The sequence below is a fragment of the Streptomyces sp. NPDC057271 genome, assembly GCF_042668715.1.
Classification (GTDB): Bacteria; Actinomycetota; Actinomycetes; order Streptomycetales; family Streptomycetaceae; genus Streptomyces.
This window is the reverse complement of sequence record NZ_JBHUYJ010000008.1, coordinates 101,266-124,453: the sequence shown is the minus strand read 5'-3', so window position 1 is coordinate 124,453 and position 23,188 is coordinate 101,266. Positions and strand designations below refer to the sequence as shown.

The 23,188-nt window shown below is 69.6% G+C and carries 24 protein-coding genes, 1 tRNA gene and 1 pseudogene; 13 read left to right on the top strand and 13 right to left on the bottom strand.

What is annotated here, in order from left to right:
- Positions 1-258 precede the first annotated feature (258 nt).
- The 5 genes from serS (at position 259) to ACFUJR_RS06430 (ending at position 4,904) form a co-directional block, all read left to right on the top strand.
- On the top strand, positions 259-1,551 hold the full coding sequence (gene serS / locus ACFUJR_RS06450) for a serine--tRNA ligase (protein ID WP_383164456.1): 1,293 nt from the start codon (positions 259-261) through the stop codon (positions 1,549-1,551).
- A gap of 1 nt (position 1,552) precedes the next feature.
- Complete coding sequence (locus tag ACFUJR_RS06445) at positions 1,553-2,575, top strand: glycosyltransferase (protein WP_383164459.1); 1,023 nt, start codon at positions 1,553-1,555, stop codon at positions 2,573-2,575.
- A gap of 29 nt (positions 2,576-2,604) precedes the next feature.
- Entirely contained in the window at positions 2,605-3,591 is a 987-nt protein-coding gene (locus ACFUJR_RS06440; protein WP_383164462.1) for a hypothetical protein, read from the top strand.
- 286 nt (positions 3,592-3,877) lie between these two features.
- Entirely contained in the window at positions 3,878-4,543 is a 666-nt protein-coding gene (locus ACFUJR_RS06435; protein ID WP_383164465.1) for an excalibur calcium-binding domain-containing protein, read from the top strand.
- Positions 4,544-4,601: 58 nt separating this feature from the next.
- Positions 4,602-4,904: a hypothetical protein gene (locus ACFUJR_RS06430; protein ID WP_383164468.1), complete on the top strand. Its 303-nt coding sequence runs from the start codon at positions 4,602-4,604 to the stop codon at positions 4,902-4,904.
- A gap of 172 nt (positions 4,905-5,076) precedes the next feature.
- On the opposite strand, the gene ACFUJR_RS06425 is transcribed toward ACFUJR_RS06430, so the two are convergent.
- From ACFUJR_RS06425 to ACFUJR_RS06410, 4 genes are all read right to left on the bottom strand, one after another.
- A complete protein-coding gene (locus ACFUJR_RS06425) occupies positions 5,077-6,477 on the bottom strand; it encodes a DUF445 domain-containing protein (RefSeq protein WP_383164604.1) in 1,401 nt (466 codons plus the stop codon).
- 26 nt (positions 6,478-6,503) lie between these two features.
- Entirely contained in the window at positions 6,504-7,526 is a 1,023-nt protein-coding gene (locus ACFUJR_RS06420) for an ATP-binding cassette domain-containing protein (RefSeq protein WP_383164470.1), read from the bottom strand.
- Between the two features lie 2 nt (positions 7,527-7,528).
- Positions 7,529-8,305, bottom strand: a complete 777-nt coding sequence (locus tag ACFUJR_RS06415; protein ID WP_383164607.1) for an ABC transporter permease — start codon at positions 8,303-8,305, stop codon at positions 7,529-7,531.
- 238 nt (positions 8,306-8,543) lie between these two features.
- Positions 8,544-9,344 (bottom strand): ABC transporter permease, encoded by an 801-nt coding sequence (locus ACFUJR_RS06410; RefSeq protein ID WP_383164610.1) that lies wholly within the window; start codon positions 9,342-9,344, stop codon positions 8,544-8,546.
- A gap of 202 nt (positions 9,345-9,546) precedes the next feature.
- Here ACFUJR_RS06410 and ACFUJR_RS06405 point away from each other — a divergent pair, with 202 nt between their 5' ends.
- Positions 9,547-11,934, top strand: coding sequence for a transglycosylase domain-containing protein (locus ACFUJR_RS06405; RefSeq protein WP_383164472.1), 2,388 nt, complete (start codon positions 9,547-9,549; stop codon positions 11,932-11,934).
- On the opposite strand, the gene ACFUJR_RS06400 is transcribed toward ACFUJR_RS06405, so the two are convergent.
- The 3 genes from ACFUJR_RS06400 to ACFUJR_RS06390 all read right to left on the bottom strand — a co-directional run bounded on the left by ACFUJR_RS06400 (position 11,928) and on the right by ACFUJR_RS06390 (position 13,134).
- Positions 11,928-12,248 carry a DMT family transporter gene (locus ACFUJR_RS06400; RefSeq protein ID WP_383164475.1) on the bottom strand — a complete coding sequence of 107 codons (321 nt, stop codon included), beginning with the start codon at positions 12,246-12,248 and terminating at the stop codon, positions 11,928-11,930. The genes ACFUJR_RS06405 and ACFUJR_RS06400 overlap by 7 nt on opposite strands.
- A gap of 180 nt (positions 12,249-12,428) precedes the next feature.
- Complete coding sequence (locus tag ACFUJR_RS06395) at positions 12,429-12,767, bottom strand: co-chaperone GroES (protein WP_189600978.1); 339 nt, start codon at positions 12,765-12,767, stop codon at positions 12,429-12,431.
- Between the two features lie 46 nt (positions 12,768-12,813).
- Entirely contained in the window at positions 12,814-13,134 is a 321-nt protein-coding gene (locus ACFUJR_RS06390) for a DUF3618 domain-containing protein (RefSeq protein ID WP_383164479.1), read from the bottom strand.
- A gap of 121 nt (positions 13,135-13,255) precedes the next feature.
- On the opposite strand from ACFUJR_RS06390, the gene bcp reads away from it, so the two are divergent.
- The 4 genes and pseudogenes from bcp to ACFUJR_RS06370 all read left to right on the top strand — a co-directional run bounded on the left by bcp (position 13,256) and on the right by ACFUJR_RS06370 (position 15,291).
- Positions 13,256-13,723, top strand: coding sequence for a thioredoxin-dependent thiol peroxidase (bcp, locus tag ACFUJR_RS06385; protein ID WP_383164482.1), 468 nt, complete (start codon positions 13,256-13,258; stop codon positions 13,721-13,723).
- A 151-nt stretch (positions 13,724-13,874) separates the two neighbouring features.
- Positions 13,875-14,515 (top strand): annotated as a pseudogene (locus ACFUJR_RS06380) (HNH endonuclease).
- Positions 14,516-14,734: 219 nt separating this feature from the next.
- Positions 14,735-15,187 carry an HNH endonuclease gene (locus tag ACFUJR_RS06375; protein WP_383164485.1) on the top strand — a complete coding sequence of 151 codons (453 nt, stop codon included), beginning with the start codon at positions 14,735-14,737 and terminating at the stop codon, positions 15,185-15,187.
- A gap of 20 nt (positions 15,188-15,207) precedes the next feature.
- A tRNA-Leu gene (locus ACFUJR_RS06370) sits at positions 15,208-15,291 on the top strand.
- A 42-nt stretch (positions 15,292-15,333) separates the two neighbouring features.
- Here the strand turns inward: ACFUJR_RS06370 and rdgB are convergent.
- The 4 genes from rdgB to ACFUJR_RS06350 all read right to left on the bottom strand — a co-directional run bounded on the left by rdgB (position 15,334) and on the right by ACFUJR_RS06350 (position 17,492).
- Positions 15,334-15,936: an RdgB/HAM1 family non-canonical purine NTP pyrophosphatase gene (gene rdgB / locus ACFUJR_RS06365; protein ID WP_383164488.1), complete on the bottom strand. Its 603-nt coding sequence runs from the start codon at positions 15,934-15,936 to the stop codon at positions 15,334-15,336.
- Between the two features lie 8 nt (positions 15,937-15,944).
- Positions 15,945-16,301, bottom strand: a complete 357-nt coding sequence (locus ACFUJR_RS06360; protein ID WP_383164613.1) for a hypothetical protein — start codon at positions 16,299-16,301, stop codon at positions 15,945-15,947.
- 103 nt (positions 16,302-16,404) lie between these two features.
- Positions 16,405-17,136: a ribonuclease PH gene (gene rph, locus ACFUJR_RS06355; RefSeq protein WP_383164491.1), complete on the bottom strand. Its 732-nt coding sequence runs from the start codon at positions 17,134-17,136 to the stop codon at positions 16,405-16,407.
- 74 nt (positions 17,137-17,210) lie between these two features.
- Positions 17,211-17,492 carry a glucose PTS transporter subunit EIIB gene (locus ACFUJR_RS06350; protein ID WP_383164494.1) on the bottom strand — a complete coding sequence of 94 codons (282 nt, stop codon included), beginning with the start codon at positions 17,490-17,492 and terminating at the stop codon, positions 17,211-17,213.
- 187 nt (positions 17,493-17,679) lie between these two features.
- On the opposite strand from ACFUJR_RS06350, the gene ACFUJR_RS06345 reads away from it, so the two are divergent.
- Together ACFUJR_RS06345 and ACFUJR_RS06340 are read left to right on the top strand one after the other, a co-directional pair.
- Positions 17,680-18,981, top strand: coding sequence for a PTS transporter subunit EIIC (locus ACFUJR_RS06345; protein WP_383164497.1), 1,302 nt, complete (start codon positions 17,680-17,682; stop codon positions 18,979-18,981).
- A gap of 259 nt (positions 18,982-19,240) precedes the next feature.
- A complete protein-coding gene (locus ACFUJR_RS06340; protein ID WP_383164500.1) occupies positions 19,241-20,506 on the top strand; it encodes a PTS transporter subunit EIIC in 1,266 nt (421 codons plus the stop codon).
- A 61-nt stretch (positions 20,507-20,567) separates the two neighbouring features.
- Here the strand turns inward: ACFUJR_RS06340 and ACFUJR_RS06335 are convergent, their stop codons facing one another.
- Positions 20,568-21,320, bottom strand: coding sequence for an MBL fold metallo-hydrolase (locus ACFUJR_RS06335; protein WP_383164503.1), 753 nt, complete (start codon positions 21,318-21,320; stop codon positions 20,568-20,570).
- A gap of 188 nt (positions 21,321-21,508) precedes the next feature.
- On the opposite strand from ACFUJR_RS06335, the gene ACFUJR_RS06330 reads away from it, so the two are divergent.
- On the top strand, positions 21,509-22,045 hold the full coding sequence (locus ACFUJR_RS06330; RefSeq protein ID WP_383164506.1) for a type II toxin-antitoxin system PemK/MazF family toxin: 537 nt from the start codon (positions 21,509-21,511) through the stop codon (positions 22,043-22,045).
- A 192-nt stretch (positions 22,046-22,237) separates the two neighbouring features.
- On the opposite strand, the gene ACFUJR_RS06325 is transcribed toward ACFUJR_RS06330, so the two are convergent.
- Positions 22,238-23,188, bottom strand: a complete 951-nt coding sequence (locus tag ACFUJR_RS06325) for a PLP-dependent cysteine synthase family protein (protein ID WP_383164509.1) — start codon at positions 23,186-23,188, stop codon at positions 22,238-22,240.

The following is a 23,188-nucleotide window of genomic DNA, read 5'->3' as shown; positions in this document are numbered from 1 at the left end:
CTGGGCCTGCCGGACTGGTACTACCACCCTGGACTCCTGCGGGACCATCCCCCCGAAGCCCCGTACAACGAGCTTGTCGCCATCCCCGATGCCGAGCTGCCGGAATTAATCGGGGCCCTGATGGGCGATCTTGAAACGGCCGCCTCGATCGCGCCGTCGGCTCCGGTGACAGGGAAGTAATGCGGGTCGGCGAGGGGGCCGCGGTTGCTACCGTCGATCCCGTATTCCGCCACTCGCCGGATCAGAAGGATCTTCCTCATGCATGATGCCCGCGCCCTGATTGAAATGGGTGCCGAAGCGGTTCGTCGGCTCGCTCGTCGCGGTTACTCCCTGGACCTGTCCGAGCTGGAGTCCCTCCAGTCTCGTCGCAACCAGAACATCCGCTCGGCCGACGAGCTGCGGGCCGAGTCCAAGCGGGTGGCGAGTGAGGTTCAGCAGACGGCCAAGCAGGGCGGCGACATCACGAAGCTGAAGGAGCGTGCCCGCGAGATCAAGGAGCAGGTCCGCGACATCGAAGCAGGGCAGGAAGAGATCGAGGCCCAGCTCCGTGATCTGCTCCTGAGCATCCCGAACCTGCCGGACGACTCCGCGCCCGATGGCGACTCCGAGGAGTTCGCCATCGAGATCCGGCGCGTCGGCACGCCTCCAGCGTTTCCGTTCGAGCCCAAGGACCACGTCGATCTCGGAGAGGCCACAGGCATCCTCGACTTCGGCCGCGCGACGAAGCTGTCCGGCCCGCGGTTCGCGGTCTCCCGCGGCGCCGGCGCCGCTCTGGAGCGCGCCCTGGCCACACTCTTCCTCGACATCCACACCCGCCGACACGGGTACACCGAGTACGCGGTCCCCTACCTCGTCTCCCGCAAGACCATGACCGGTACCGGACAGCTCCCGAAGTTCGAGGAGGACCTGTTCAAGACCGGCGTTGCAGACCGCGAGCTCTTCCTCATCCCGACGGCCGAGGTCCCGCTGACCAACCTCTACGCCGACGAGATCATCCCGCCCGCCGAGCTGCCGCTCGCGTTCACGGCGCACACCCCGTGCTTCCGGTCGGAGGCCGGCTCGTACGGCCGCGACACCCGCGGTCTGATCCGCCAGCACCAGTTCGCCAAGGTCGAGATGGTCAAGATCGTCGATCCGGAGACGGCGGACGCCGAGCTGGAGACGATGGTCGGCCACGCCGAGGCGTGCCTCAAGGAGCTCGGCCTCGCCTACCGGGTCATCAAGCTGCCCGTCGGCGACACGGGCTTCTCCGCCCAGCTCACGTACGACCTCGAGGTCTGGATCCCGAGCCAGAACACGTACCGCGAGATCTCCTCGGTCTCCAACTTCGGCACCTTCCAGGCCCGCCGGGCGAACATCCGAACCCGAGGCGAGGACGGCAAGCCCAAGCTCGTCGCCACCCTCAACGGTTCCGGCCTGCCCGTCGGCCGCACCCTGGCCGCGCTCCTGGAGCAGTGCCAGCAGCAGGACGGCTCGATCGTCCTTCCCGAATCTCTCTTCCCGTACCTCGGCTTCCGCCGTATCTCGGCGGACGGAACACCGGAGGCATAACGTGCTCGTCGGCGTCTGTGACTTCCCTGGTAGCTACGCCTTTCCGCCCGCCGGTTACGGCGGGATCGAACGATGGCTGTGGGCGGTCGCCGTAGGCGCCCGTGCCGCAGGCGCCGACGTACACCTCCTCGGGCCGGGCTGGCTCACGGACCTGGAACACGACTGGGTCCGCAAGCCGGTCCGCCTGGAGGACCTCACCCCCGGCTCGCTCGCCGAGGGCGACCTGCGTGACAGCGGGTACGACCTCCTGGTCGTCGGCCACGAGTACCCGTCGCTTCCCGCGTGGACGCGCACCTGGAACGAGCTGGACTGCGACGTCGCCACCTTCCAGCACTCGCCGGTCTTCAAGCACGCCGCCACCGCCTTCGACGGCCGGCGGTCGCGCCTGTACTGCTATTCGCCCGAGATGATCGAGCGCTACGCCGAGCACCAGCCGATCCCTGAGCTTGCCGTCCACCTCGGCCTCCACGAGGAGGAGCCACCGGCCACCGCGGGCACGGACCTCGTCTGGCTCGGCCGGATCGATGAGGAGAAGGCGCCGCACATCGCCGTACGCGCCGCGCAGATCCTCGGCCGTCGCATCCGGATCGTCGGCCCCGTCTTTGACGAGGAGTACGTGCGCCGGCACGAACGCCTCCTGGCCGCCGGCCACGTGAAGTGGGTTGGGGAACTCGGCGGCGCGGACAAGACCGCCGCCATCGCCGATGCCTCAGTCTTCGTTTACACCTACGCCCGTGACTACGTGGAAGCCGGCGCAGCGGTCTTCGGAGAATCCCTCCGCGCCGGCACTCCCATGGCCGCCCTGACCTGGCGCGAAGGAACCTGCGCCCACGTCGCCCTGTGCGAAGAGACGGGCGCGGTCGCGGTCGTTGACCCCAAGGAGGAGGACGAGACGGCGGCACGAAGGCTCGCCGACGCGATCGAACAGGTGGCAAGCCTCGACCACCGGCGCGTCCAGGCGATCGGAATGCAGCGCTTCGACCCGGCGCGCCACTTCCAGGCGATGTCGGCACGATCGTGCTGACCCGCGCGGCCGGCACCGTCGGAGACGACTTGGCCCAGCGGATACCCGGCGTACTGAGCGCCGCGTTAGGCCCCCACTGGGAGTTCACCGCCGACGGTCCCCACATCGAGATTCTTCACCCGCACAGGGGCAGCCCCTACCAGCCGCCACGCAGATCACCCACGTGGAGGGAGATCCTCGACTCCCTGGAAGCCGGCTTCGCGCGCGACGGCGCCCCACGTGACACCTGCCTCCCGCTCCGGTGGGGCAGGGAGACCGAACTGACGATCTCTGCTATCCAGGCCCTGGATCCGCTCCTCAAGGATGGCCAACCCCGTACGCATCGAAGCGGATTCATCCCGCAGCCGGTCGTCCGCTTCACAGGCCAACGGGACGCGGAAGGCCAGTTGAAGGACGGCTTCCTGACCTCCTTCGTCAATGTCTCCCGAGTCCAACCCATAGGGAGCCTGGACGAGTACGGCGCCATCCTCGACGGCTGGCTTACCGTCCTCTCCCAACTCGGCTTCCACGCCCGCCACCTGAGCATCTACGGCACGCTCACCCCATGGCGCCGACGGCAGGTCGAAGGCATCACACTGCGGTTCCGGCACCTCGACCTCACGCTCGGCGACATAGTCCTGCTGTGGAACACCACCCACCCACACCGTCTGGCCGTCGACCTCGGCACCGGGCTGGAGCGGCTGGCCTGGGCACGTACCCTGCAACGCTGGCACCACCTGATCTATGGCCGATTCGCCGATGTCGCGTCGGCGACCACACTGGATGCAATCCGTACCGCCACACTCCTCCTCGGACAGGAGGTCACTCCAGCCGCCCGAGGAGCGGGCGGAATCACTCGGCGAGTGATAGGCGCCATCGAGCGGCAGACTGCACTCCTCGGTGTCGGAGCAGTGGTCCGGGATATGTACAACTACTGGTCGCTCTTCACCGCCATGACGGCCCCGTGGCCCGTGGTCGCCTGCGTCATCGAACAGCAAATGTGCCGCTACAGCTCTGACGGTTGCCCGGCTGAGTAGCCGTCCGCCCAATACGCCCAGCACGGCACAAACGATCTTCACGTGGAATTCACGATTCCACTACATCTCGCGCCCGCACCTGGCAGCATCAGTGCCCTCTTCGTCTCCGGAAATGCCGTGGGGGCTTCTTGTGCGTGCCAGAGCGATCGTTGGGGCGGCGTTGGCTGTCGGGGTGCTCGCCGGGTGTGGGAGTGGTGGGGCTGGTGACGGCAAGCGGGTGGAAGAGGCGGCGGCGACCAGTACCACGCCCGCGCCTGCGGTCGTGTTGACGCTCGTCGAGGATGACGTGAGCGCCGAGGCCGCCGAGATCCTCGTGAACGTGCTCGCCAACGACACCGTGACCGCGACCTCTGACGGCGGGGAGAAGCCGATGAGCGGTGTGTTCGACGGGGGCGAGTACCAGCTGACCGTCGACTCGCCGCCCGCTCACGGCACGGCCGAGGTCGACGGCTCCTCCATCAGCTACACGCCGACGGCCGGGTACGCGGGCGAGGACGAGTTCACCTATCGGGTCGAGCACAGCTCCCCCGGAACGGCTCGTGGCACCGCGGTCGTGCGCATCACCGTCGCCGCGCCCGTCGTCACACCGAGCCCCACGCCCACCCCGGAGCCGCCGCCGACGCCCACCCGTACGCAGAAGGTGGCGCCGCCGGCGATCTATCCGAACTGCGACGCCGCGCGCGCCGCCGGCGCCGCGCCCGTGCGGCGGGGTGACATCGGGTACGGGAGCCACCTCGACCGGGACGGGGACGGGGTGGGGTGCGAGCCGTACTCCGGCGGATCCGGGGGGTCCGGAGGGTCCACCAGCGGAAGCGGGGGAGGCGGCGGCAGCACGTACTACGCCAACTGCAGCGCCGCCCGGGACGCCGGCGCCGCGCCCGTGCGGCGTGGCGACCCCGGGTACGGGCGGCACCTCGACCGTGACGGGGACGGGGTCGGGTGCGAGGGATGAAGTTAGGCTCGTAAGCCGAGACCGTCAGCCCTGAGAGACCCTGAGAGAGGCCCCCCTCATGCCCCGCATCCCCTCCCCCGCCATAGCCGCCGCCGGGCTCGTCGGTGGGTACGCCGTCGCCCGGTGGACCAAGAAGCGGCCGCTCGGGGGCGTCGTGCTCGCCGCCGCCGGGGCGCTTGCCGCGCGGGAGTGGCAGCAGGCGGCCGGCGGGAAGGCCGCCACCGCGCTCACCGGGGCGTACGTCGCCGCGTTCGCCGGGTCGCACCCACTCGCGAAGAAGGTCGGTGCCTGGCCCGCCGTGTTCGGCGTCGCCGGGGCCATGGCCGGTGCCTCCTGGGCCGTCACCCGGGGCAAAAGCTGAAATCGGGAGGGCGTTGAACGCCCCGCCCGAACCGTACGTACTACACAGTGCCCTCCCCATGAGCGCTGGGCGGGCGGGTCCCCTATCCCCTTGCCCGCCCAGCGCGTGGCCCACCGGTGCGCCCCGAACCCTCGAATCACAACGGGGCCACCGGTGCCGCCTCCGGGCGGCCTCACCCGCCCAGCGCGTGGCTCACCGTGTAGATCAGCAGGCCCGCCAGCGCGCCCACCACCGTGCCGTTGATGCGGATGAACTGAAGGTCCCGGCCGATGTTCGCCTCGATCTTCTTCGAGGTCTGGTCCGCGTCCCAGCTCGCCACCGTGTCGCTGATCAGCGACGTGATCTCCGTGCGGTACGTCGTCACCACATAGGCCGCCGCGTCCTCCGCCCACCCCTCGACCTTCGTCTGCAGGCGGCTGTCCGTCACCAGCCGGCCGCCCAGGGAGATCAGCGACGCCCGTGCCCGCAGACGGAGCTGGCTGCGCTCGTCCTCCGCCGCCGCGATGATCATGCCGCGTACCGACGCCCACGCCGACGCGATGATGTCCTGCACCTCCGGACGCGCAAGCAGCTCACCCTTCAGGCGTTCCACCCGCGCCCTGGTCTCCGTGTCGCCCTGGAGATCGGCCGCGAAGTCCGTCAGGAAGCGGTCGATCGCGCCGCGCGCCGGGTGCCCCGGCATGTCCCGCATCTCCGTGACGAAGCGCAGCAGCTCCTTGTAGACCCGCTCGCCCACCTTGCGGTCCACGAAGCGCGGCGTCCAGCCCGGCGCGCCGCCCTGGACCGCGTCCATCACCGAGTCCGCGTGGAAGACGAGCCAGTCGTGCGCCCGCGTGCACACCAGGTCCACCGCCCGGCGGTGCGCCCCGTCCTCGACGATCTTCTCCAGCGTCTTGCCGATCCCCGGCGCGACCTCCGCCGCCTCCGCCCGCCGCGTGATCGCCTCACCGACCACCGCCTGGACATCCGCGTCCCTGAGCACCGTCAGGGCGCCCCGGAGCGCCGTCGACAGTTCGCGCGTCACCCGGTCCGCGTGGTCCGGCTCCGCCAGCCACGCCCCCAGCCGGCCCGCGATGCCCAGCGCCTGCAGCCGTCCCCGTACGACATCCGCGGACAGGAAGTTCTCGCCGACGAACGAGCCCAGCGTGGTCCCGAGCTGGTCCTTCTTCGTCGGGATGATCGCCGTGTGCGGGATCGGCAGCCCCAGGGGCCGCCGGAACAGCGCCGTCACCGCGAACCAGTCCGCGAGCGCGCCCACCATGCCGGCCTCCGCCGCGGCCGCCACGTACCCGGCCCAGGAACCCCACCCCGCGTTCTCCGCCCAGGTCGCCAGGGCGTAGACCACCGCCACCGCGAGAAGAAGGCCCGTGGCGAGGGCCTTCATACGGCGCACCCCGCGGTGCCGCTCCGCATCCGCCGCCGTGTACGCGAACGCCACCAGCGGCCGTCTCGCCTCACGCACACCCGGGCGCGCCGCCCCGCCACCGGCCGCGCCCGACACCCCGCCACCGGCCGCGCCCGACGCCCCGCTCCCGGGCTCGCCCCTCGCCGCGCTGCCGGACTCGCGCCTCATGTCGCTCATCACCCCACCTCCCTACATCAGGGACTTCCCGGGCGCACCTCAAGTTCCCGATCCCCGTACATCTTCGCGATCACGGCCTCGATGTCCGGTTCCCGCACCGACAGATCCACCAGGGGGTACGCCTGCGCCACCGCGGCCACCAGCGGTGCCGCCGACGCCGAGGCGGGGAAGGCGAGGATCTGTCGCACCCCGCCGCCCTCCGCCCGTACGAAACGCGCGCCCGCGACCTCGATCGGCGGCAGCTCCCGCTCCAGGTCCACCACCAGGAGGCGTTCGCTCGCACCGATCTCGTGCAGCCCCGCCAGCTCCCCGTCGTACATCAGCCGCCCGTGGTCGATCACCATCACGCGCCTGCAGAGCTGCTCGATGTCCGTCAGGTCGTGGGTGGTCAGCAGGACGGTCGTGCCCCGCGAGGCGTTGAGCTCGCGCAGGAACTCCCGTACCCGCGCCTTCGACACCACGTCGAGGCCGATCGTCGGCTCGTCCAGGTACAGCACGTCCGGGTCGTGCAGCAGCGCCGCCGCGATGTCGCCGCGCATCCGCTGGCCCAGGGAGAGCTGCCGTACGGGGACGTCGAGCAGGTCGCCCAGTTCGAGGAGGTCCACACAGCGTGCGAGGTTGGCGGCGAACCGCTCGTCGGGGATCCGGTACATCCGGTGCATCAGCCGGTACGAGTCCTTCAGCGGCAGGTCCCACCAGAGCGTCGTCCGCTGCCCGAACACCACCCCGATCCGCTGCGCGAGCCGCATCCGCTCCCGATTGGGGCCTCCCCTGCTCGAGCGAAGCCGAGAGCTTGGGGAAGGATCGATCCCCGCGACCCGCAGCCGGCCCCCGGTCGGGGTGAGGATGCCCGTCAGCATCTTGATCGTGGTCGACTTCCCCGCACCGTTCGGGCCGATGTAACCGACCATCTCGCCGCGCTCCACACCGAAGCTGATCCCGTCGACCGCCCGCACCTCGCGCTTCTCGCGGCGCAGCAGCCCCGCCCGCCTGCGGACCGTGAAGACCTTCTCCACACCCTCCAGCTCGATGAAGGCCATGCTCAGCTCCCTGTGCTTCGGTACGAACGGAGTCCGGCGCGCCACGCCCACCCCGCGAGGACGCAACACCCCAGCGCCACCAACGGAGACGCGAACGCCAGCGACGACGGCACGCCGGCCGGAGCGGGCCGCCCCAGCACGTACAGCGCCGGCAGCCAGCTCACGAAAGCCAGCGGCACGACGTACACGACACCCCGCACCAGGTCCTGCGCGAAGATCGCCGGCGGGTACTGCAGGAGCGTGTTGCCGCCGTACGTGAACGAGTTGGTCACCTCCGCCGCGTCCTGCGCCCAGAACAGCACCGACGCCCCCACCACCATCACCGCCGCGAAGATCACCGCGCCGCTCACCACCATCACCGGCAGGAGCAGCACCTTCACCGCCGTCCACTCCACGTCCAGCACGATCAGCGCCCAGACCAGCACGAACAGCCCCTGTGCCACCCGGCCGAGCCTCCTTAGCGCGAACTTGTCCGCCGCCACCTGGGCGAGCACCGGCGCCGGCCGCATCAGGAACATGTCGAGCGAGCCGTCCCGCACCCGCCGGCCCATCCGCTGGAGCGAGCCCATCGTCAGGTCCGCGATCCCGAAGGAGGTGCCGGCCGCCCCGTACAGGAACGCGACCTCGGCGAAGGAGAAGCCACCCAGGCCCTCCACCTGGCCGAACATCAGCAAAATGACAACGAAGTCGAAGAACGTGACGCAGAAGGAGGTGACGAGGGTCAGGGCGAAGGACGCGCGGTACGTCATCGTCGAGCGGATCCACATCCCGGCGACCATCCGGTACGTACGCCAGGAGGTGAGCCACGCCGCCCGGCCGGCCGCGAGCCGTGACCTGCGGCCGGACTCCCCGGGCATCGCGCGACGCGTGCCGGAGCCGCTGGAGCCACCCGAGCCACCGGAGCCGCCCGCGCCGCCGGACCCACCCGACCCGCCGGAGTCCCGCGAGCCGCCGGAGTCCCGCGAGTCCTTACGACAGGCCTCCCGCGGCGCGGACGGATCCTCGGTCGCCGTGGACTCACCCACCCTGCACCACCACCTTCCGCGTCGCCAGCGACTGCGCCAGCCGCCCCGCGAGCAGCAGCACCGCCGCCCAGCAGAGCTGGAAGCCGTACGCCCCGAGGAGTCCCCACCCCTCGTACCGCTCCAGATACACGTCCGCCGGGATCTGGAGCATCGACGCCCACGGCAGCATCCGCGCCACCTCGCCCAGCGCGCCCGGGAAGACGTTCAGCGGCAGCAGCATCCCCGAGAAGAACAGCCCGCCCAGCCACGCCACCTGCACCACCCCCTGACCGTCCATCAGCCAGAACGCGGACATCGCGACCAGGTACCAGATCGCGAAACCGACCGTCGCCCCCAGCGCGATCGCCAGCAGGAACGCGATCCAGGTCGACGGACGCGACGGCAGCCGGAAGTCGAACACGAGCGCCCCCACCGCCATCGGCACCACCCCGCGGCCGAGCAACTGATACGCGCAGCGACCCGCGTTGGCCGAGAACCACCAGGCCTGCAGGTCCGCCGGACGGTAGAGGTCGACGGCGATGTCACCCGTACGGATGCGCTCGATCAGCTCGTCCTCGAACCCGCCGCCCATCATCCCGCACACCGCGATCAGCCCCTGGCCGATCCACACATAGGCGAGCGCGTCCGCCATCTCGTAGCCACCCAGTCGGGGCCGCTCGTCCCACAGGGCCATATAGGTGTACGCCAGGATGAACCCGAAGACGGTGTTGGTGAACAACCCCGCCGCCGTCGCCATCCGGTACGTGGCATGGCGCCGGAAGCCACCCGCGGCCACCGTCGCGTACAGCCGCAGCATCTCGCGTCGCCTTCCTCCCGGCACCGAACCGCACAGCACCCGCACCGAACCGCACCGAACCCGCATCGAAGCGCACGACCCTAGCGAGCCGCGCTCCGCCACCGCGACTCCTTTTCGAGTCGCATTCCTCAGGTTCTGTCCCGATACGTGCACTATGGGGAAGGCCATGCCTCCTTCATCCGGTACGGGAGTTCCAGACATGCGCGACGACCAGCCAGCCCCTCCACACCGGCCCGGCTGGACGCCGAGGGACCCCACGGTCCCCGCCACACCGCCACCCCCGCCCCCCGCGCCCCCCGGCGCGCCCGGACGCGCGCGGCGCTCCCGCCCCCGGCGCATCCTGCGGGCGCTGCTCCGCACCACCCTCGTCGGCACCGTGCTGCTCGCCGCCGCGTTCGTCGCCGGATACCTGCTCGTCGACATCCCGCCCGCCAACGCCACGGCGACCGCCCAGTCCAACATCTACCTCTACCGCGACGGCAGCCAGATCGCCCGCGACGGCGAGGTCAACCGAGAGAACGTACGCCTCGCGCACATCCCCCTCACCGTCCAGCACGCCGTACTCGCCGCCGAGGACCGCGACTTCTCCTCCGCACGCGCCGTCGACCCCAAGGCCATGGTCCGCGCCGCCTGGAACACCCTCACCGGCAAGGGCCGCCAGTCCGGCTCCACCATCACCCAGCAGTACGTCAAGAACTACTACCTCGGCCAGGAACAGACCGTCACCCGCAAGGTGAAGGAGTTCTTCATCGCGATCAAACTCAACCGGGAGAAGAGCAAGGACGAAATCCTCGAGGGATACCTGAACACCAGTTACTTCGGCCGCAACGCCTACGGAATCCAGGCCGCCGCCCGCGCCTACTACGGCAAGGAAGCCTCCGAACTCGACACCGGCGAAGGCGCCTACCTGGCCTCGCTCCTCAACGCCCCCAGCGCCTACGACATCGCCACCCACCCCGAGAACCGGCCCCGCGCGCTCGCCCGCTGGAACTACGTCCTCGACGGCATGGTCAAAGAGCGGTGGCTCTCCCCCGCCGACCGCGCCACCACCACCTTCCCCACCCCCCAGACCGCACCCCCCGCCACGGGACTCTCCGGACAACGCGGCTACATCGTCCAGGCCGTCGAGGACTACCTCACCGCCAACGGCGTCCTCGACGAGAACACCCTCGCCGGCGGCGGCCACCGCATCACCACCACCCTGGAGAAGGAGAAACAGGACGCCCTCGTCACCGCCGTCGACGACAAGGTCATGTCCCGGCTCGACCCCGCACGCAACCCGGTCGACCGGTACGTACGGGTCGGCGGCGCGGCGATCGAGCCGTCCACCGGCCGCGTCGTCGCCATGTACGGCGGCATCGACTACACCCGGCAGTACGTCAACAACGCCACTCGCCGCGACTACCAGGTCGGCTCCACCTTCAAACCCTTCGTCCTCACCGCCGCGATCGAACACACCTCACTCACCCAGGACGGCGAGCCCATCACCCCGAACACCTACTACGACGGCGCCGACAAACGCCCCGTACAGGGCTGGCACGGCGCCCACTACGCCCCCGCCAACGAGGACGACGCCTCGTACGGCGCCATCACCGTCCGCACCGCCACCGACGACTCGGTCAACACCGTGTACGCACAGATGGCCGTCGACGTCGGACCCGCGAAGGTCAAGGAGACCGCCGTCGCCCTCGGCCTTCCCGCCCGCACCCCCGACCTCAACGGCTCCCCCTCCATCGCCCTGGGCCCCGCCACCGCGAGCGCCCTCGACATGGCCGAGGCCTACGCCACCCTCGCCAACCACGGCCGCCACAACACGTACACACTCGTCGAACGCATCACCAAGGACGGCCAGGACCTCAACCTGCCGTCCCCCGACCCCCGCCAGGTGGTCAGCAGGGAAGCCGCCGACACGACGACACACGTCCTGCGCGGCGTCGTCGAGAGCGGCACGGGAACGGCCGCGCTGGCCGCCGGCCGCCCGGCCGCCGGCAAGACGGGAACCGCCGAGGACGACAAGGCCGCCTGGTTCGCGGGCTACACCCCCGACCTCGCCACCGTCGTCACCATCCTGGGCCAGGACCCCGACACCGCCGAGCAGAAACCGCTGTACGGCGCACTCGGCCAGAACCGGATCAACGGGGGCGGCACCCCCGCCGAGATCTGGGGCCACTTCACCCGGGAGGCACTCGCCGGGACACAGGCGCGGGACTTCGAACTCGAACTGGGCGAAGGAGCGGACGAGTGGCTGGAACCGCTGGATCCCCCTCAGCCGGAAGGACCGGCCCAGAAGGACCAGGAAGAACCCGAGGACGAGCGGCTGGGCCAGGCCGGCCCGAACGGACCGCGCCAACCCCGACTGCCCGACCTGCCCCAGACGCCCCAACTGCCACGCCCCGAGAAGGAACCGCTGCCACGCCGGGAGACCGAGCCGCAGCCACGGGCCGAGACGGTCCAGCCGGACCAGCAGCCACCCCCACCGGAACCAAGGACGGGGACGGGGACGGGGACGGGGACGCCGGAACAGCCGGCACCACAGCCGCCACGACCGGAGACGATCCAGCCGGACCCGCGACCACCGGGTCAGTGACCCGACGTCACCTTCAACCCCACCACGGCCACAAGCAGCAGAGACACGAAGAAGATCCGCGCGGCGGTCGCCGGCTCACCGAGCACCACCATGCCGAACACCGCCGCGCCGGCCGCGCCGATACCGACCCACACGCCGTACGCCGTACCGATCGGCAGCGTCTTCGCGGCCTGCGACAACAGCAGCATCGAGGCGACGATCCCGGCGCCCGTGAAGACGCTCGGCCAGAGACGGGTGAACCCGTCCGTGTACTTCATGCCGATGGACCAGCCGACCTCAAGCAGACCGGCGACGATGAGAAGAACCCAGGCCATGACGACGAACACCTCCGCGAGACGGAACAACAGCGGTGCGTCGTCTTTGCGTACTGCGGTGCAGCGGGCCCGGTACGGCGCGTCTCGTCGGGTGTGTCCACAGTAGCAAGAAGAAGACGAAAGGCCTGGTGACACCGGTCACCAGGCCCTTCGCGGAAAGTCCTACAGGTCCTACAGGTCCTACAGATACAGCCCGGTGGTGTCCTTCGAACCCTCGAACCGGTCCGCGGCCACCGCGTGCAGGTCGCGCTCCCGCATCAGGACGTACGCGACGCCCCGCACCTCGACCTCGGCACGGTCCTCCGGGTCGTACAGCACCCGGTCACCGGTCTCGACCGTACGGACGTTCTGGCCGACCGCGACGACCTCCGCCCAGGCCAGCCGACGGCCGACGGCTGCGGTCGCCGGAATGAGGATGCCGCCGCCCGAGCGGCGCTCCCCCTCCGGGGAGTCGGTCCGGACCAGGACACGGTCGTGAAGCATCCGGATGGGCAGCTTGTCGTGGGTGTTCTCGCTCACGGCTCGAACCTACCCGCCCGGGCCTGCCCGCCGTACTCGGGAGGGGTCATCCCTTGCGCTTGCGCGTCGACACCGCGAGCAGCCCGACGAGCGCGACGGCGACGAGAGCCACCGGAACCACGCGCTCCAGACGGGGTGCGCCGTCGTCGCCGGTGAACCGGGCCTTCACGTCCGACACCGTCCGGTTCACGGCGACGAACGCCCGCCCGGCGGTCTGGTCGACCGTGGAGGCGACCTTCGCCTTCGCGTCACCGATGATCGTCTTCGGATGCATCCGAATGCCGATCTCGTCGAGAGTCTCGGCAAGCTGCTCGCGCCGGCGGACGATGTCCGCCTCGATCTGCGCAGGGGTCCTGGCCTCCGACACCGCGCTGCCTCCGTAGTCGTAATCGGTCGTTGACGGACAGTCTCTCAGTTTCTCCGTCCGCGGTCTGTCTCAGGCCCCCATTAGGCTCGGTCGTGTACGCGCAGACACCCCGAGGAGAGCCATGAGCGAGCGACTTCAGCCCGGCGACACCGCCCCCGCCTTCACCCTGCCCGACGCGGACGGCAACGAGGTCTCGCTCGCGGACCACAAGGGCCGCAAGGTCATCGTCTACTTCTACCCTGCGGCGCTCACCCCGGGATGCACCAAGCAGGCGTGCGACTTCACGGACAACCTGGAGCTGCTGGCGGGCGCGGGCTACGACGTCATCGGCGTGTCGCCGGACAAGCCGGAGAAGCTGGCGAAGTTCCGCGAGAAGGAACACCTGAAGGTCACGCTGGTCGGCGACCCGTCGAAGGAGACCCTGGAGGCGTACGGCGCCTTCGGCGAGAAGAAGCTGTACGGCAAGACGGTGACGGGCGTGATCCGCTCGACGGTGATCGTCGACGAGGACGGCAAGGTAGAGCGAGCGCTGTACAACGTGAAGGCGACCGGCCACGTAGCCAAGATCATCAAGGACCTGGGCATCTGAGCCTGCCCGACTCGACAACGGGTCGCACCGCCTTTCGAAGCGGCGCGACCCGTTCCGCATTTCGGACGGACGGGGACGTGACTGTCCGATAATCGGCTCGTTACTCCGTGCGAGACCACGAACAGGTGGCCGGAGCGGAGGGGTGGCAAGGATGCCGGAGAGTCCGTACACGAGGGAACGGCTCGCGGAGGCGGCAGGCACGTCGCGGACGCTGTCGGAGGCGCTGGGGAAGCTGGGGGTGGACCCGAAGAGCGCGACACGGCGGTACGTGCGGGACCGCATGCGGAAGCTGGGGGTGGACACGTCGCACTTCGAGAGGGAGGGGGCCAAGTGGACGCGGGAAGCGCTTGAGCCTGTGGTGGCGGTGTCGACGAGCGTGTACGAGGTGCTGCGACGTCTGGGACTGGACCCCGTGGACGGCCATCACTCGAACATCAGCCGCCGGATCAAGGCGTACGGCATCGACACCTCGCACTTCCGGATGCCGGCCAAGGCGGGCAAGAGCATCCGACGAACGACCCCTGAGGCCCTGTTGGTCGAACAGATTCCGAGTCAAGCTCGGCGGGTCCCCAGCAGCCGCCTGAAGGGTGCGCTCAGGTCCATGGGTGTCATGGAGCGCTGCGCCCTCTGCGGGATCGAACCGACGTGGCTCGGATACCCCTCCCGCTCGAGGTCGATCACATCGACGGCAACTGGCGCAACAACCGGATCGGGAACCTGCGGCTCCTCTGCCCCAACTGCCACTCGACGACAGACACGTACCGGGGTCGAGCAAAGGGGCGCCGCGCATGAGCGAGGGGGTCCGCTACACGGGAGCGGCTCATCGAGGCCGCCGCGAAATGCGGTGACATCGAGGAGGTCATCGCCTTCTTCGGCACGCGCCCGTACGGGCGCCTGCGCCAATATCTGTGGCGCCGATTCGCGCACTACGGAATCGACGTCTCGCATCTCCATCGACGCGGCTACCGCAGAGGCGGCCCCCGTCCGTCGGCTACCGAACTCGCCGGAGCCGTGGCTGGTTCAGTTTCCCTGGCGGAGACCCTGCGCCGTCTGGGGAGACCGGAGAGCTCAAGCCAGAAGGACTCTCTGAAGCAGTGGATCGCCGAGGACAACCTCTCGACGGCGCACTTCCTGGGGCAGGGTCATCAGGCTGCCAAGCCCGGCACAAATCCACCGCGCAAGGCCGTGGACCTACTGGTGAAGCACGACGGCACGTATCGAACCAAGACAGCTCACCTGCGTCGCGCCCTCTCCGAGATCGGTGTTCCGGAGCGGTGCACGAGGTGCGGCACCGGACCTGCCTGGCTCGCCAAACCCATGACGCTGGAGGTCGACCACATCAACGGCGACTGGAGCGACGACCGCTCCGAGAACCTGCGACTCCTCTGTCCCAACTGTCACGCGATCACCAGCACCTGGTGCCGAGGAGGACGTCGACGCACCTCTCAAGCGAGCGGACGGTGACCGCTACCATGGCCGTGTACGCGGCCGTGTTGTAACTGGCAGCCAAGCGGCGCTTAGAACGCCGTGGGAGAAATCCCGTGTGGGTTCGAGTCCCACCGGCCGCACGCGCGGAGAGGGCCGCCCAACACAGGGCGGCCCTCTCGTTGTCAGCCCAGCAGCTCCCGTACCACCGGCACCAGCGCCCGGAAGGCCTTCCCCCGGTGGCTGATCGCGTTCTTCTGTTCCGGGGTCAGCTGCGCGCACGTCACGTCGTAGCCGTCCGGTTGGAGGATCGGGTCGTAGCCGAAGCCGTTCGTGCCGGTCGGGGTGTGGCGGAGGGTGCCGCGCATGCGGCCCTCGACCACGCGTTCCGTGCCGTCCGGGAGGGCCAGGGCCGCCGCGCAGGCGAAGTGGGCGGCTCGGTGGGCGTCGTCGATGTCGGAGAGCTGGGCCAGGAGCAGGTCCAGGTTGGCGCGGTCGTTGCCGTGGGCGCCGGACCAGCGGGCGGAGAAGATGCCGGGGGCGCCGTTCAGGACGTCGACGCAGAGGCCGGAGTCGTCGGCGACGGCGGGCAGGCCGGTGGCCTGGGCCAGGGCGTGGGCCTTGAGGAGGGCGTTCTCGGCGAAGGTGACGCCGGTCTCCTTGACGTCGGGGATCTCCGGGTACGCGTCCGCGCCGACGAGCTCGTGGGTGAGGCCTGCGTCGGCGAGGATCGCGTGGAGTTCGGTGATCTTCCCGGCGTTGCGGGTGGCGAGGATCAGACGGGTCATGGTCCCGATTATCCCGGGGTGCAGACCTTGCCGATCTCGGCGGCGGCGTCGGTGATCGGCTTGATGTCCGGGGTGGTGTCGCCGTTGTTGACGGCGGTCTTCACGGATTCGACGCCCTTGGTCAGGTCGTCGACGGCCTTGGAGAGGTCCGCGTTGTCGGTGGTGTCCTGGAGGTTGCCGAGCTCCGTGGATATCTCGTTCAGGGCCTCGTTGAGCTGCGTCGGGTCGTTCGAGGCGTTGGAGACCGCCTGCGAGAGCTTGTCGACGCTGGTGGCTATCGCGTCGGCGGTGGCGACGCAGTCCATGGCCTTGTCGAGTGCTGCGCAGCCGACGAGGGTGGTGGTGAGTACGGCTGCCGAGGCCATGGCGAGTGCGAGTCGGCGCTTCAAGGCGGTTCCTCCCCGGGAATATGGATGACGGGCGTACGGTCCTGCCGTACGCCCGTGTCCTTGAAGACGCCGCTGGGGGCTAGAGAGTTCCTTCGAGTGCCTGGCGCTGGATCTCGGCGAGTTCGGCGCAGCCGCCGGAGGCGAGGTCGAGGAGGGCGTTGAGTTCCTTGCGGTCGAAGGGTTCGGCCTCGGCGGTGCCCTGGACCTCGACGAAGCGGCCGTCGCCGGTGCAGACGACGTTCATGTCGGTCTCGGCGCGGACGTCTTCCTCGTAGCAGAGGTCGAGGAGGGGGGTGCCGTCGACGATGCCGACGGAGACGGCGGCGACGGTGCCGGTGAGGGGCTTGCGGCCGGCCTTGACCAGTTTCTTGCCCTGGGCCCAGGAGACGGCGTCGGCGAGGGCGACGTAGGCGCCGGTGATGGCGGCGGTGCGGGTGCCGCCGTCGGCCTGGAGGACGTCGCAGTCCAGGACGATGGTGTTCTCGCCGAGGGCCTTGTAGTCGATGACGGCGCGCAGGGAGCGGCCGATGAGGCGGGAGATCTCGTGGGTGCGGCCGCCGATCTTGCCGCGGACGGATTCGCGGTCGCCGCGGGTGTTGGTGGCGCGCGGGAGCATGGAGTACTCGCCGGTGACCCAGCCTTCGCCGCTGCCCTTGCGCCAGCGCGGGACGCCTTCAGTGACGGAGGCGGTGCAGAAGACCTTGGTGTCGCCGAAGGAGATGAGGACGGAGCCCTCGGCGTGCTTGCTCCATCCGCGTTGGATGGTGACGGGGCGGAGCTGTTCGGGGGTACGGCCGTCGATACGAGACATGTTCCGAGCGTAGCCGTACGCGGAGGGGGCCTGGTCCCCTGTGGGGCCGGGCCCCCTTCGGGCGTTGGGGCTGGTTACATCATGTCTTCGATGTCGGCGGCGATCGGGTCGGCGTCGGTGCCGATGACGACCTGGATCGCGGTGCCCATCTTGACGACGCCGTGGGCGCCGGCGGCCTTGAGGGCGGCCTCGTCGACCTTGGAGGGGTCGATGACCTCGGTGCGCAGGCGGGTGATGCAGCCCTCGACCTCTTCGATGTTGTCGAGGCCGCCGAGCCCGGCGACGATCTTCTCAGCCTTGCTGGCCATGTTCTCTCCCTGTCCGTTCCGTTTTCGGAAACGTGAGTCTCGGCGCACCGATGGTCCGCTTTGTCACGGTAACCCACGGTTGGCTCAACTTCGCTAGCGGGTGCACGGGTTCTGCCCAATTATGACGATCACCGGCAACCTGCCCTCAGTGGGCTCGGGGAGCCTATCGCAACTGGTCTACACCAGTGTGCAACGCGATTCGGGCCGGCCTCGTTCCGGGCCAGGGAGGACGCCGATGAGTACGGAAAGCGCCGCCGCGCCGCCGAGGAGATCGAGGTGGGGCGTTCTCTTCCAGGGCCTGCAGAAGATGGGGCGCAGCCTCCAGCTGCCCATCGCGGTCCTGCCGGCGGCCGGCATCATCAACCGTCTCGGGCAGCCGGACGTCTTCGGGGCGGACGGGCTCGGCTGGGACAACGTCGCGAAGGTGATGGCGGGCGCCGGCGGCGCGCTGCTCGACGGCAACCTCGGCCTGCCCCTGCTGTTCTGCATCGGTGTCGCCATCGGCATGGCGAAGAAGGCGGACGGCTCGACCGCGCTCGCGGCCACGGTCGGCTTCCTCGTCTACTACAACGTGCTGCGCCAGTTCCCCGAGGACTGTCCGACGGGTACCGCGGACATCAACGGCGGCTGCCTTGCGCCGGAGCAGGCGTTCAGCGGGTACACGTACCAGAACCCGGGTGTCTTCGGCGGCATCATCATCGGTCTTCTGTCGGCCTGGCTCTGGCAGCGCTACCACCGGAAGAAGCTCGTCGACTGGCTGGGCTTCTTCAACGGCCGCCGACTGGTACCGATCATCATGACCTTCGTGGCGATCGCCTTCGCCTCCCTGTGCCTGTGGGTCTGGCCACCGATCGGTGACGCGCTGGAGAACTTCAGCGACTGGCTGGTGGGACTGGGCGCCTGGGGTTCGGGCATCTTCGGCGTCGCGAACCGGGCGCTGCTCGTCATCGGCCTGCACCAGTTCCTGAACGTGCCCATCTGGTTCCAGTTCGGCACGTACGAGAAGCCGGACGGTACGACGGTCCACGGCGACATCCCCATGTTCCTCGCGGGCGACCCGGACGCGGGCCAGTTCCTGACGGGCTTCTTCCCGATCATGATGTTCGCGCTGCCGGCGGCGGCGCTGGCGATCACGCACTGCGCCAAGCCGCACCGGCGCAAGGAGGTGGGCGGCATGATGCTGTCGGTCGCTCTGACCTCGTTCGTCACCGGCATCACGGAGCCGATCGAGTACTCGTTCCTCTTCATCGCCCCGCTGCTCTACGCGATCCATGCCGTGCTCACGGGTGTGTCGATGGCGGTGACCTGGGCGCTCGGGGTGAAGGACGGCTTCAGCTTCTCGGCGGGGCTGATCGACTACGTCATCAACTGGAACCTGGCGACGAAGCCGTGGCTGATCATTCCGATCGGTCTGGGTTTCGCGCTCGTCTATTACGTGATCTTCCGGTTCGCGATCACGAAGTTCGATCTTCCGACGCCGGGGCGGGAGCCGGACGAGGTGGGCGAGGAGATGGAGCGGGACGCCACCAAGGCGTAGCGATCGGGGCCTTTCGGCCCGTGTGCGGAGCGCCTCAGGGCCCTCGGACCTCATGGTCCGGGGGCCTTTCGCCGTTCACACCCAGCTATGGGTCGGGCACGGAGAATTCGCAGGTTCCTTATCTAAGTCTCACGTGCTAAAACTGGTCTACACCACTCATTGGTGTAGACCACGCGGTCCAGTCCACCGCGTTCCACGAGACGCCGCCGTCACCCCCTTTCATGACCTCTGCGGCGCCTTGCCTTACTGGAGGAAGTTGATGAGTACGGCCACCGCCCAGGCCGCCGCTCCCGCGAAGAAGCGCGGATCCGGCCTGTTCCAGGGCCTGCAGAAGGTCGGTCGCAGCCTGCAGCTGCCGATCGCCGTTCTGCCGGCCGCGGGTATCTTGCTCCGTCTCGGCCAGCCTGACGTCTTCGGCAAGGACGGGCTCGGATGGGACAAGGTCGCCTCCGTGTTCGCCACGGCCGGTGACGCAGTCTTCGCCAACCTGCCGCTGCTGTTCTGCATAGGCGTGGCCATCGGCTTCGCCAAGAAGGCCGACGGCTCCACCGCCCTGGCCGCCCTCGTGGGCTTCCTGGTCTACAGCAACGTCCTCAAGGCGTTCCCGGTCACCGACGCCGTGATCAACACCACCGCCAACAAGGGTGTCGACGTCGCCGCGACGTACAACAACCCGGGCGTCCTCGGCGGCATCCTGATGGGTCTGCTCTCGGCGGTCCTGTGGCAGAAGTTCCACCGCACCAAGCTGGTCGACTGGCTCGGCTTCTTCAACGGCCGCCGCCTCGTCCCGATCATCATGGCCTTCGTCGGCACCCTCGTCGGTGTGGTCTTCGGCCTGGTCTGGGAGCCCATCGGCAACGGCATCTCCAGCTTCGGCGAGTGGATGACCGGCCTCGGTGCCGGTGGCGCCGGCCTCTTCGGCCTGATCAACCGCGCGCTGATCCCGGTCGGCATGCACCAGTTCGTGAACACCGTCTCCTGGTTCCAGATCGGTGACTTCACCAACGCGGCCGGCGAGGTCGTCCACGGTGACCTGAACCGCTTCTTCGCCGGTGACCCGAGCGCCGGAATCTTCATGTCGGGCTTCTTCCCGATCATGATGTTCGGTCTGCCGGCCGCCGCGCTCGCCATCGCGCACGCCGCCCGCCCGGAGCGCCGCAAGGCCGTCATGGGCATGATGCTCTCCCTCGCGCTGACCTCCTTCGTCACCGGTATCACCGAGCCGATCGAGTTCACCTTCATGTTCATCGCGCCGCTGCTGTACGCGATCCACGCGGTCCTCACCGCCATCTCGATGGCCGTGACCTGGGCGCTCGGCGTCCACGCGGGCTTCACGTTCTCCGCGGGCTTCATCGACTACGCGCTGAACTGGAACCTGGCGACCAAGCCCTGGATGATCATTCCGATCGGTCTGGTCTTCGCCGCGATCTACTACGCGGTCTTCCGCTTCGCGATCACCAAGTTCAACCTCCCGACCCCGGGCCGCGAGCCCGAGGAGGAGATCGAGGACCTCACCAAGGCGTGAGCCTCACCCGAACGACGAAGGACCCCGGAACCGAACGGTTCCGGGGTCCTTCCCGTACGTCTCAGATCTCGTACACCGCGCCCGCGTACGCCAGCTCCGACGGCCCGTCGTACAACGCCCGCGCGTCCGCCAGGTTCTGCCGGCCGTCCGTCCACGGCGGGATGTGCGTGAGCACCAGCCGGCCCACCGAGGAGCGGGCCGCCTCCGCGCCCGCCTCGCGGCCGTTGAGGTGGAGGGCCGGGATGTCCTCCTTGCCGTGCGTGAAGGACGCCTCGCACAGGAAGAGGTCCGCTCCCTCCGCGAGTTGGTGCAGGGACTCGCAGACCCCGGTGTCGCCGGAGTACGTGAGCGTCCGGCCGCCGTGCTCGATGCGGATGCCGTACGCCTCCACCGGGTGGCACACCTTCTCCGTACGGACGGAGAACGGGCCCAGCTCGAAGGTCCCGGACTTCAGGGTCCGGAAGTCGAAGACCTCGCTCATCGACTTGTCCGAGGGGGTGTCGGCGTAGGCCGTGGTCAGGCGCTGTTCGGCGCCCTCCGGGGCGAAGACCGGGAGCGCCTCGCAGCGCCCGCCCTCGTGGCGGTAGTAGCGGGCCACGAAGTATCCGCACATGTCGATGCAGTGGTCGGCGTGGAGGTGGCTGAGGAAGATGGCGTCGAGGTCGTACAGACCGATGTGGCGCTGCAGCTCGCCGAGGGCGCCGTTGCCCATGTCGAGGAGCAGCCGGAAGCCGTCGGCCTCTACGAGGTAGCTCGAACAGGCCGAGTCCGCGGACGGGAACGACCCGGAGCAGCCGACGACGGTGAGCTTCATGGAGCGTGAACCTCCGAGGGCGGAGAGCGGCGGGGGAGGTCTTGCGATGCGTCGAGCGTAAGGCGCGTCGCCCTCCGTCGCTCCTCCGTGGCGGCCCGTTGTGGGCGAACTCACGGGCTCTGTCACCGGTTCGGATGGACCTGGGGCGGGAGAGCGCGAGATGGGTGCGGAGGGTAACGTCGTGGGCTATGGACACGTCCTGGTGGCCGGCGCTCGTCGCGGTCGTGGTGATCGCGCTGGTCGCGGCGGTGGCGGACGGCCGGAAGCGCTCGGCCCGGCGGCACGGCGGCCGTACGGGCGCGCCTGGAGGCCGCGGCCGTACGCCGGGGGGCCGGAGCCGCGCACCGGGAGGCCGTACGCGTCCGCCCGCGAGGCCGCCCGTCCGGCCGGGCGCGCCGGCCAAGGCGCCCGCGCGGCTCCCCCGGGCGGGCGAGATCTGGTGGGCGGAGGTGCCCTACGAGGACGGGCCGGGCTCCAAGGACCGGCCCTGTCTGGTGCTGGCGTTGCGCGGGGACTCCGCGCTGGTCGCCAAGATCACGAGCAGGTACCACGACGAGCGGCAGGGGGTCATTCCGCTGCCGCCGGGGGCCGTGGGGGACGCGCAGGGGCGGCCGAGCTTCCTGGAGACGGACGAGCTGCGGGAGGTCCCGGTGGGGGAGTTCCGCCGCAGGGCGGGGAGGGCGGACCCGGTCGTATGGGACCAGGTCCGCCATCTGGCGACCTGAACGGGCGCGGGAGCCCCGTCCGGCAGGACCCCGAGGGCCCCTTCCGAAACCGCCCCGGAGCCCCGTCCGGCAGGGACCCCGAGAGCCCCTTCCGAAACCGCCCCGGAACCCCGTCCGGCAGAGACCCCGAGAGCCCCTTCCGAAACCGCCCCGGAGCCCCGTCCTGAACGGGCCCGGCGGGCCTGGGAGGGCCTATGCCCAGAGCTGGCCCTGGACCGTCTCGATCGCCTCTTCGGTCGTCGCCGCCGTGTAGAGGCCGGTGGAGAGGTACTTCCAGCCGCCGTCCGCGACGACGAAGGCGATGTCCGCGCTCTCCCCCGCCTTCAGCGCCTTCGTGCCGACGCCGATGGCCGCGTGGAGCGCCGCGCCCGTGGAGACGCCGGCGAAGATGCCCTCCTGCTGGAGGAGTTCCCGGGTGCGGGTGACCGCGTCGGCGGAGCCGACCGAGAAGCGGGTGGTGAGGACCGAGGCGTCGTACAGCTCGGGGACGAAGCCCTCGTCGAGGTTCCGCAGCCCGTACACGAGGTCGTCGTACCGCGGCTCCGCGGCGACGATCTTGACGTCGGGCTTGTGCTCGCGCAGGTAGCGCCCGACGCCCATGAGCGTGCCGGTGGTGCCGAGGCCCGCCACGAAGTGGGTGATGGAGGGCAGGTCGGCGAGGATCTCGGGACCCGTGGTGGCGTAGTGGGCGCCCGCGTTGTCGGGGTTGCCGTACTGGTAGAGCATCACCCAGGAGGGGTTCTCCGCCGCGATCTCCTTGGCGACCCGTACGGCCGTGTTCGACCCGCCGGCCGCGGGGGACGAGATGATCTCGGCGCCCCACATGGCGAGCAGCTGGCGACGCTCCTCACTGGTGTTCTCCGGCATGACGCAGACGATGCGGTAGCCCTTGAGCTTGGCCGCCATCGCGAGCGAGATCCCGGTGTTGCCGCTGGTCGGCTCCAGGATGGTGCAGCCGGGGGTGAGCCGGCCGTCCTTCTCGGCCTGCTCGATCATGTGGAGCGCGGGGCGGTCCTTGACCGAGCCGGTGGGGTTGCGGTCCTCCAGCTTGGCCCAGATGCGGACGTCGTCCGACGGAGAGAGCCGGGGCAGGCGGACCAGGGGCGTGTTGCCGACCGCCGCGAGCGGGGAGTCGTAACGCAT